This window comes from Mesorhizobium sp. CA13 (assembly GCF_020165235.1).
GTDB lineage: Bacteria > Pseudomonadota > Alphaproteobacteria > Rhizobiales > Rhizobiaceae > Mesorhizobium.
This window is the reverse complement of record NZ_JAIUHS010000011.1, coordinates 211,872-220,659: the sequence shown is the minus strand read 5'-3', so window position 1 is coordinate 220,659 and position 8,788 is coordinate 211,872. Positions and strand designations below refer to the sequence as shown.

General features: G+C 65.0%; 8 protein-coding genes. All 8 read right to left on the bottom strand.

The window, feature by feature from the left end; genetic code table 11:
- Positions 1–108 precede the first annotated feature (108 nt).
- Positions 109–477 carry a hypothetical protein gene (locus LB566_RS23445; protein WP_224627637.1) on the bottom strand — a complete coding sequence of 123 codons (369 nt, stop codon included), beginning with the start codon at positions 475–477 and terminating at the stop codon, positions 109–111.
- On the bottom strand, positions 474–2,036 hold the full coding sequence (locus LB566_RS23440) for a portal protein (protein WP_224627635.1): 1,563 nt from the start codon (positions 2,034–2,036) through the stop codon (positions 474–476). The genes LB566_RS23445 and LB566_RS23440 overlap by 4 nt, the downstream gene beginning before the upstream one ends.
- Positions 2,037–2,153: 117 nt before the next feature.
- On the bottom strand, positions 2,154–2,570 hold the full coding sequence (locus LB566_RS23435) for a hypothetical protein (protein WP_224627633.1): 417 nt from the start codon (positions 2,568–2,570) through the stop codon (positions 2,154–2,156).
- 41 nt (positions 2,571–2,611) lie between these two features.
- Positions 2,612–4,294, bottom strand: coding sequence for a hypothetical protein (locus LB566_RS23430; protein ID WP_224627632.1), 1,683 nt, complete (start codon positions 4,292–4,294; stop codon positions 2,612–2,614).
- Complete coding sequence (locus LB566_RS23425) at positions 4,291–4,692, bottom strand: hypothetical protein (RefSeq protein ID WP_224627629.1); 402 nt, start codon at positions 4,690–4,692, stop codon at positions 4,291–4,293. The genes LB566_RS23430 and LB566_RS23425 overlap by 4 nt, the downstream gene beginning before the upstream one ends.
- Positions 4,693–5,053: 361 nt before the next feature.
- Positions 5,054–5,593, bottom strand: a complete 540-nt coding sequence (locus LB566_RS23420; RefSeq protein ID WP_224627627.1) for a hypothetical protein — start codon at positions 5,591–5,593, stop codon at positions 5,054–5,056.
- A 544-nt stretch (positions 5,594–6,137) separates the two neighbouring features.
- The gene (locus LB566_RS23415; RefSeq protein WP_224627625.1) at positions 6,138–8,021 is read right to left on the bottom strand and encodes a hypothetical protein; all 1,884 of its coding nucleotides are present in this window, start codon (positions 8,019–8,021) and stop codon (positions 6,138–6,140) included.
- Positions 8,022–8,104: 83 nt separating this feature from the next.
- A complete protein-coding gene (locus LB566_RS23410; protein WP_224627622.1) occupies positions 8,105–8,788 on the bottom strand; it encodes a hypothetical protein in 684 nt (227 codons plus the stop codon).

The window sequence follows — 8,788 nt, the reverse complement described above, 5'->3', positions numbered from 1 at the left end:
CACCACCACCGCCACCATCGCCGCCGCCACCATCGCCGCCGCCGGCGCCACCACCTTCCGGCGCGCGCAGGTACCTGTCCAGTATGTTTCTCATGTCACGTTCTCCGGTTAAGTCACGTCTCTCGGAAGGAGGGTTTCGCCCTGGCCTTTGGCGACCTGGCGAAAGATTTCATGCGCGAGCGCGTTCTGACCCTCACGGAACGCGCCGAAAACGGCCATGGACACCGGGTCCAGGCCGAGATTGACGAAGAAAACGGTTCGATCGAGCGTTGCCTTTGCCATCGCGAGGAGCGCTTTCTCGCCGCCGGGCGTGGCCGCGAAGTCCGCCCAGGCGCGGGAAACCGCCCTGGCATCTTCCCCCTCGAGGGACTGGCGCACATCCAAGCGCTCGCGGATCTTCTCGTCCGCCCCATCGAACCATTCCCAGCCGCTGCGCGCGGCGCCGGATACGACATCCTGGACGTCCCTGTCTCTCATGCTGTCGGCATCCCACCCGCTGCGCCCGTTGCTGCGGCGGCCGCCGCCAACAGGGCTTGTTGCTGTTGCTCGGCCTTGTCCATTTCGGCCCGTTCATCCGTCGTCACGACGTATTTCGACGGCACGCCCATGTCGCCGGCGATATCGGTCAGCAGCAATTCGAGCTTCGCGATGCGGTTGACACCCTGTGGCGCGCCAACGGACGTCAGAATGGCGATGACCATTTCCAGCCACTGGACGATCTTGCCGATGCGCTCCGCTTCGCGAGCGAGCGCCAGCGGCGACTTGACCTTGACCCGCACAAGCAGCTGGTCGATCGGGATCTCGGTGCTGATCAGCCCCTTGTTGTAGGCGAGCTCCATGCGCCGGCGAACGGACGGCACAACGATTTCCTTCACCAGGCGGCCGAAGGCGCCGATATGATCGGCGGCAAGGCGCTTCACGCGCTCGAGGATCTCGGTCGCCGACTTCACCGCCGCGCTGTCGGGCGGCAGCGTCTGGTCCATCATCGTCGCCTTGATCTCGGACTGCATGTCCCTGACCACTAGGCCGGCCAGGTCGAGGCGCGGATCCGGGAAGCGTGAGACGGACGGGCCGAGCGTGCCGCCGTTGCGGGCGACCTTCCAGAAAACGCCGGGCTCGAGCGGCGCAAGGTCCGGATTGAACACGCCATCGTCGACGGCCGTGTAGATGCCGAGCATGGCGATCGCGCCGGCTTGCAGCATCAGGCGCTTGGCCGTATTGGCGGTCTTGATGGTCGGCATGGCCAACATCACCAGGCCGCGACCCTTGGTTTCGCCGGGCACGCGCATATAGCGCGGCGTCAGCCATGGGCATGTGCGCGACTGCGACGTGTAGATGATCGTTTCCTGCTTTTCGCACCAGATGAGCATCATCCACCGGCGCTTCTGCTTGTCCCAAACGGTGTCGCAATTGACATCGATTTCGGTCTCGGGCTTCGTTCGATAGAGCTCGGTGAGCTCGTAGCCGAACTTGCCTTCCGGCCACGTGTCCCAAAGCACCCGCAGGCACATCTTTTGGGTCCAGAAGATGGCGGAGATCTTGTTGTTGCGGCCCTTCTCGAGCAGCAATTCGTCGACCGAAACCGAAATCGGCTCCCAAAGCAGGTCGGGATCGTCTGTCGAGTTCATCAGCATGGCGCCGGTGCCGGCCGACAGCTCGAGCGCCATTTCGTGGAACGCCATATCCCAATCGCCGTCATCGTCGAAGGCAGTGAGCACCTTCGATATCGGCTCGAGGTCGGCGCTCATCTGCTCCCGTTGACGCTGGTCAATGATGATCGGCCCCGGCTCGAGCTCGAAATTCTGCTGGCCGGTGGGCCAGAGATCTTGCTGCAGCTTGCCGGCGAAGCGAAACGCGCTATCGATCGCCGTCTGGTCGAACACCTGGTCGACGCGCTTTTCGCCGGTGCTGGTATCGCGCGTCGATTTGCGGTAGGGAATGGCGTACTGGAACGCCTCGTCGACGAGCGGCTGAAAAGTGTCGTGCTCGCGCTTGGCGGCGTTGCGCCGCTCCTTTAGGCGTCTCGTCTCGTACATATCAGCCGAACGTGTCCTGGCCGGTACCCGACAGGAACGTCAGGAGGCCGCGTCCCTGCTTGCGGGTGCCGCCGGCCGGAGCGGCCGCCGCCTGGTCGATCTCACCCTGCTGTTTGGCTAGATCGGCGAGGCTCCGGCGCTGCTGCGCCTCGAGTTGCTGCTTTGCGGCGTCGTTTCCGCCACCAAAGAGGGTTGGCATGACCAGACTTCTCCCATTTCGGTTCGTTCGAAAAACTGCATGCCGGCTGCGGCCGCGATGCGCTTTCCAGCATCGGAGGTGCAGACCGCCACGATTTCACGGTAGCCGCTCGCCCGTATCGTCAACTTGATCGCCCTACAGATCGCCAGCATGTGCCCGGCACCGGCCGGCCGGACATTGAACCAGCATTCGCCGCAGTCGGGTTTTAGAGGGTAGATGCCGGCCAGGCCGATCAGCTCGGCGCCGTCCCGGATCGCGAACGTCGTTCCCGTTGCCCACATTTCGCGCGCCACCGCCCACATCAGGCGCGAGCTGGCGCCCGAGAGCTCGGCCATGTCGAACAGCGTCGCCGGCGAGGTGATCGTTATCGCCATGGTCAAAACTTGTGCGGGTTGAAGCCGCCACGCTCTTTTGGCGCAGGCCGCCGATCGCCGCCGGCGGCCTGCGAGCCCCATCGGCGCCCATCGCCCTGGCCACGCCCGGTCGCGGCACCCCGGATTGCGGCGGCGCGGCCGCGAATGCCGAGCGTCACATATTGGCCGGCGTCCTGGAGATCGGACCAAGGATGCAGCTTTTCGGGAATGTCGTCGTATTCGTTGCCCGAGTTCTCCGGCTTCTTGCGGAAACGGTACTTGCCGGCAGCGCCCTCGAGCCACAGCGGACACTTTTCCGGACAGACGATCAGGTGCGAATGTGGCTCGAGATAGCCGCGCAGTTCCGAATTGATCGCGTCGATGCGCATGCCGAGCTCGTTGGATCCGTTGGCCGGCACCATGATCGGCAGGCCGAGAATGACGGACAGCAGCTCGAGAGCGGCCAGCTGGCCGCCTTCCTTGTCGGCGCCGTACTGCGCCGCAGGGTCGACATAGACCTTCAACCGAGCGTCCGGATATTCGGCGTCGATCTTCATTTTCAGCGCTTCGCCAAAGCGCGCCGTCCCGACGCCGTGGCCGAGATAGAACTCGTCCAGGAAGGCGAGGCGCGGTGTCCATGCCTGGGCGAAAATGGCCGCGGGCGACAGGCCCGACGTCGAGGCATCGACGCCGATGTAGAGGTCCAGCTCCGGCCGCCAGATGAGACGGCTAGAGGCAACGTGCTTGAAGTAGGAGAAGCTGCTCAATACCGGCTTGCCCGAGCGCGAATAGCCGAACTCGTTGTCGACCATCCGCTTGACGAAATGGTCCTCCTGGTTGCGGATGATGCGGTCGTAATAATCGGCCTCGAGGTTGAAGCGGTTTTCGGCGTCGACCGATCGGCCGGACGGCTGGCGAAACAGCAGCCGGTCAGGTTTCTTGTTGGTGACAAAGGCCTTGTAGGTCCAATTGTCGATGGTCGGCGCGTTCATGTCGCCGATCACGAAGCGCAGGCGTGGCCCGGACACGATCAGCGCCTTGCCCAACTCCCGGGCAAGCTTCTCGAGCTCGGCCTTGGTCAGCAGGATGTCCGACTTCGGATAGCGGCCGACACGCTGCTCGAGATCGTCGAGCGCACCAGGTGCATGGGTGTCGAGCTCGTTTGGCCAGGCGCCCGAATATTCGCGGCCCTTCATCAAGGTCTCGATCGAGGCCTCGCCAAGGCCGGCGAATTCCGTGATCGCCTCGATCCGGACGCCGTCGGCGCCGATGAAGCGAAGCACATGGGTCACAGGGCGGTCGTTGCCGCCGGTCCAGGTCGAGCCCGGATAGCCCTTCGGGAACCACTGCTTCCAGCTTTCCAGCACGGTCTTTTCGGCCGAGCGGAACGTGTCGCGCAGCACGATCCAACGGCACATGCGCGTCGGCTTGCCGTCCTCCGGATGCCGCGCCACCGGCGCCAGCGTCGCGGCGTAGATCCGCGCGAAGGCGCAGGTTGTCGTCTTGCCGCCCCCGAGCGGCCCCATGATGACCTTGGTCAGCGCCGTCGACAGGATGAACGCCTGCGCCACAGGACCAGGCGGCACATAGCGGTACGGATCGAAGTGTTCGGCGAGCTCGTATTTGGCGACGAGCTTGCGGACCTCTTCCTCCGCCAGGATGGTCAGATCGTCCCGGCTGATGAGGTCGGAAATGTGCCCGCTCATGACAGCGCCACCCGCTTTGGCCGCATTTTCCCGACCTTGGCCCTGTGCTGCACCGAGATCGGCACGCCAGGCCGTTCCCGGAACACTTTCGCCAGGACCTCGAGCACCAGGTCAGCACCAGGCGCATCCGTTGCCAGGATCATCAGCGCGGCATCGGCCAGCGCGTCACGGACATTGCGCGTGTTCGGCTCGACCGCGCCGGCGCCGGCGGCGGCCCGCGCCCTGGCCCGGCTCCGCCGCCGGGCGACCCGGAAATATTCCCGCCGCTGGTCGGCCGACAGGCTGGTGAAGCTGCCGGCCTTCGGCGCGTTCCGCTTTGCCAGCAGCTGGTAGAGCTCCATCAACGCGGCATCTGCTTTCGATTTGGACGCGTCCAAACTCTGCGGCGCAGGTTTCATCACGCCATGTCCCCATACCCCGGACCCGCGCCCCGCAGCACCACGTCGACCCGCGCCCTATCTCCCCTGCCACCGCCGGCCTCCGGCAGATGCAAAAACGGCAGACGGTGTGAGAACGCCTGCCCCTGTATGGGGGGTCGGCCCCCCTTTCGGGGGAGGCCTTGTCCGCGCGCCATGGTTGCACTGCCCTGCGCCGGGCGCATGGCTGCGGCGGCCGCCTGGTCGAGGCCAGGTCGACCTTGCCAAATGAGGGGGACCCCTCCGCTGCCCCGCTGATTTTCGATCAGCGGGGTTGATGCCTGATAACGCAATGACATCAATGGCTTGGCTGCGCCGTGAGGCGCGATGCCGTGAGGCGCGCTCATTTGTCCTCCGCTAAGTCATTGTTTTCGTTGGTGTCGGCTGTCTCGCCCTCGATCTCGATCGGCGCGCCGACCGACAGCGCCCGCTGCTCCGCCAGGCGGCGCGCGTCGGCCAGCTGATTGGTGCCGAGATCGACGATCAGCGTCGGCAGGCGCTCGTCGATGATCTCCACCTGGACGGGCTTCTTGCCATGCAAGTAGGGCTTGAGCGCATCCGAGCGCGCGTTCTGCTCCCGGATGATCTCCCACAGGCTCGGCCGCTTCTTCTTGTTCGGCTCGTGCTCCTCGAACCACGCCACCAGCGCCACCGGATCGGCCGAGTAGAAGTGAGCGTCGCCGACCAGCGGATCCTTGAAGCCCATTGCGGTGTAGTAGCGCTCGAATTCCTTGGTCTTGACGTTCAGCGCGCCGCTCGGCCGGCCGCGCCCGCGCCGCTGCGCCTGCGCCGGGGCGTCGGCGAACGGGTTGCCGATTTCCAGCCGTGCGCGCGCCGATCGCGCCTCTTCCTCGCTTTCGAACAGGTCCCGATCGCCGCTCATGGCGCCACCCGGGAATATTTTATTGGTTTCGGCCGCGCCAAGGTGTCTTGGAAGTGTCTAGGCCGGTGTCTTTCGATTTCCGCAATGAAATCAATCGCTTGCAGAGAAATAGACACATAAGACACTTTAGACACATGGAAATTCGTACATGCGCGCGCGCGTATGCGTATGCGAGGCCCTATGGTGTCTAAAGTGTCTAACGTGTCTGAAATCATGGAAATCGCTTTGTTTTCAACAGCTTGGCGTCTAGACACGTCGAAGACACTTGCTAGACACCGCAGCACCCCAGACCCGTCAGAAGGGCGAGAAACCGCGCGATGAGGAGAGCCTACGACGCCGCCGCAGCCGTCAACCGGTCCCCTTCTTGATCCCTGCGGGGTGAGGGTCAGGGAAAATGACGCGCGCAGATCGGTCCGGGGTGCGGGTTTGAGATCAATCGCACTTGGTGCGATCGATAGGGAATTGGCGCTGGCCTGCCGGCCAGCAAGATTTTTTTTGATGCGACGTGTAGGTTTGAAGTATTGCGAACCAGCCATCGTAGTAATCATCCGTGCTTGTGCAGCCAGCGGCGCAGCTCGGCGGCACGAACGAGCGTGCAGCGCCGCTGGTGGCCGGCGATCGTGATCCGGTTCTTCGACTTGTCGATGATGAAGATGTCGCGCGGCCCACGGCGCAGCGCCCAGCTCCACGACGTGGTTGAGACGCCGATCGGCGCGTAGGCCGTGCCGGCCAGCATGCGTTGCAGGATGTCGCTTTGGTGCGGCACGGCGAGGTAATAGCCCTCCACCAGATCGCCGCTGTCGACCAGGCCGAGATCCGCCGAAGCCAGCCGCTCGGCCGCGTCGACGAAGGACAGCTGCTTGTTTTGCAGGTCCTCGAGCACCTGCGCCGGCGTGTGCCTGGTGCCGCCCTTGAACTGCTCTATCGGCCTGGTCAGGATCTTCTCGATGCAGTCCAGCCAGGTGGGCTTGACGTTCTCGAGCTCGGGCACCGCGTCGGCCGCCAGCAGCGAGCCCCAATGATCGAGGTTTTCGAACTCCAGACCGCAGGCCTCCATGCCCTCGTCGCCGAGCACCAGGTGCGCCGCCGCCAGGAACGTGCCGAACGTGTTCTGGCCGCGCGCATTGTGGCCGTGCTCGCGCAGCGTGGTGCGGTAGGCCTCGTAGATGTCGGGAAAGTCGTCGAAGTGATCAGCCACTCGGCGCAGCAGCCGTGGCCCGACCGTCTCCGGCGCTTTCAGCCGCGGTGCCTTACCCTCCGCCGACGTCAAGGGATTGAGCTGCAGCACGGCCATGCGCGACATCGAGGCCGGCGGAATGCCCGGCGGATTTATGGCTGAAAAGCCGAAGGTCGATTGCGCGGCGAACTCCACGCCCTTGTGGTCGCTACCGCCGCGTATGCGCACCGATCCGGACGCCGCGTCGCGCGCCATCTTGACGATCTTCTGCGCCTGGTCGGGATTGTCGTCGCCCTCGAGCTCGTCGATGAAGATCGGCAGGCTGTCATGCCCGACGATCTGGTAGAGGCCGGCCTCGCTGGCGTTGGTGGTCGAAAGCATCGAGCGGCCGAGCGCCGTTCGAAACAGGCCCGTCTTGCCGGAAAGCTCGCTCTTGCCGGCGCCGCTGTCGCCGACGATAAAGATCGACGGCCGCCACTCCAGCGCCGCGCCCATCTGCGAAACCACCATCCAGCCGAGCGCGATCATCACGTCGACGTCGCCACGCTCGAAATTCCAGGTGCGCAGATGCTTGACAATCTCGACCGCCGGATTGATGTCGAACGTCACCGGCTCCGCCCAGGGCACGAGCGAGGCCTGCCGGCGGACGTAGAAATAGTCGCCGAGCTCGCCCGTATCCTCGAGCCTGCCGTTGACCCACAGAAACTCGCCGCAATGCAGGATCAGCCGGCCCTCATTGTCGAGCCAGGCGCCACGGCCGCGCACGCGGTCGGTCGGCGTCCAGGGGCCACGCGTGCGGCAGGCGGCGTAGAGATCGCGGCGCACTTCCTCCGCCTTGAAGCCCGTAACGCGGCGGTTCTTGCCGGCCGACCAGCTGGGCCAGGCCCAGTAGAGAAAATCCTCGCAGCCGGCGAACAGCTTCTGCACGCGCTCGACGCCGAGCGCCTTGTCGCCGCTGTTGAACACCTGGCCGGACGTGTCGATGAAGTAATAATCCTCGCCGGAATAGCCGAGCGGCCGCACCGGGCAGTCGGCGGGCAGATAGCCCGTCGTGTCGAGCTCGCCCTCGTCGCGCCAGGCACCGGGCGTGATGCCCTCGTAGGGCATGCCCTTGAGCGGCCAGCGGATGGTCTGGCGCTTCAACGCATGCTCGATCCTCCCGATCGATGCGCCGATGACGGCCGAGACCTTCTTTTTGCCCGCAGATTTTTTTTCGGGTCCGCTGCCGAACCCGTCATTTTGGCCTGTCATCACTGCTCGCGGTTGACAATTTTCCGGAAAATTTCAGGTACGCGCCCCGGGTCCGGGAGCCTCGAGGCGCGCATCTGGCGCGATCAGCGCCGTTTTCTGTTGCCACGGCCGCCGCGATTGACGGGCGCCGCCGGCGGCGCCTCGCCGATCGACATGGGTGCCGGCGTGCCCTTCATTTCGCCGACCCGTCGCGTGACCGTGACGGCGCCCGATTGCGGCCTGGTCGCCCGCTTCGCTGCATCCGCCAGCGCCTTGGCCTCGCGCTTGGCTTTCCTGTCGGCCTTCTGCGCCTGGTCGTACGCGGCAACCTGCTTCTGCGCCTGGACGGCCTCCGGCCGCAGCGTGTGCAGGCTTTCCTCCGTCTCGAAAATCGTGTCCTCGAGCGCGATCGCGGCCGCCGGCGGCCTGGTCTCGAGCTCCAGTGCCTTCTCGGCCTGCGCCTGGGCGGTCAGCAGCTTCGAAACGACGCTTGCCGCCGTCGAGGCGAAAAGGTCGTAGGCCATCTTGATCGCCGGATCCTCGCCGCCCCAATCGGCGGCGTTGCGGCTGCGATAGAGCGTTTCACCGATGCAGAGACGGCGCGAGACATAGGCCGCCATCGCTTCGATGTCGGCCGTCACGTCGTGATCTTCGGCGATGTCGCCGACAGCGAACCAGGTCGGGAACGGGCGAACCTCGCCGAACTTCAGCAGGCCGGCGAGCTCGGCCGCCGCGACATGCGCGACACGGCCGGCAAAGCTCACGGCATCGATTTCCAGAATGTCCAT

Coding starts and splice junctions, on each gene's coding strand:
- LB566_RS23425 (WP_224627629.1), bottom strand. CDS start 4,692: ATGAAACCTGCGCCGCAGAGTTTGGACGCGTCCAAATCGAAAGCAGAT.
- LB566_RS23415 (WP_224627625.1), bottom strand. CDS start 8,021: ATGACAGGCCAAAATGACGGGTTCGGCAGCGGACCCGAAAAAAAATCT.
- LB566_RS23435 (WP_224627633.1), bottom strand. CDS start 2,570: ATGGCCGAGCTCTCGGGCGCCAGCTCGCGCCTGATGTGGGCGGTGGCG.
- LB566_RS23445 (WP_224627637.1), bottom strand. CDS start 477: ATGAGAGACAGGGACGTCCAGGATGTCGTATCCGGCGCCGCGCGCAGC.
- LB566_RS23410 (WP_224627622.1), bottom strand. CDS start 8,788: ATGGACATTCTGGAAATCGATGCCGTGAGCTTTGCCGGCCGTGTCGCG.
- LB566_RS23430 (WP_224627632.1), bottom strand. CDS start 4,294: ATGAGCGGGCACATTTCCGACCTCATCAGCCGGGACGATCTGACCATC.
- LB566_RS23420 (WP_224627627.1), bottom strand. CDS start 5,593: ATGAGCGGCGATCGGGACCTGTTCGAAAGCGAGGAAGAGGCGCGATCG.
- LB566_RS23440 (WP_224627635.1), bottom strand. CDS start 2,036: ATGTACGAGACGAGACGCCTAAAGGAGCGGCGCAACGCCGCCAAGCGC.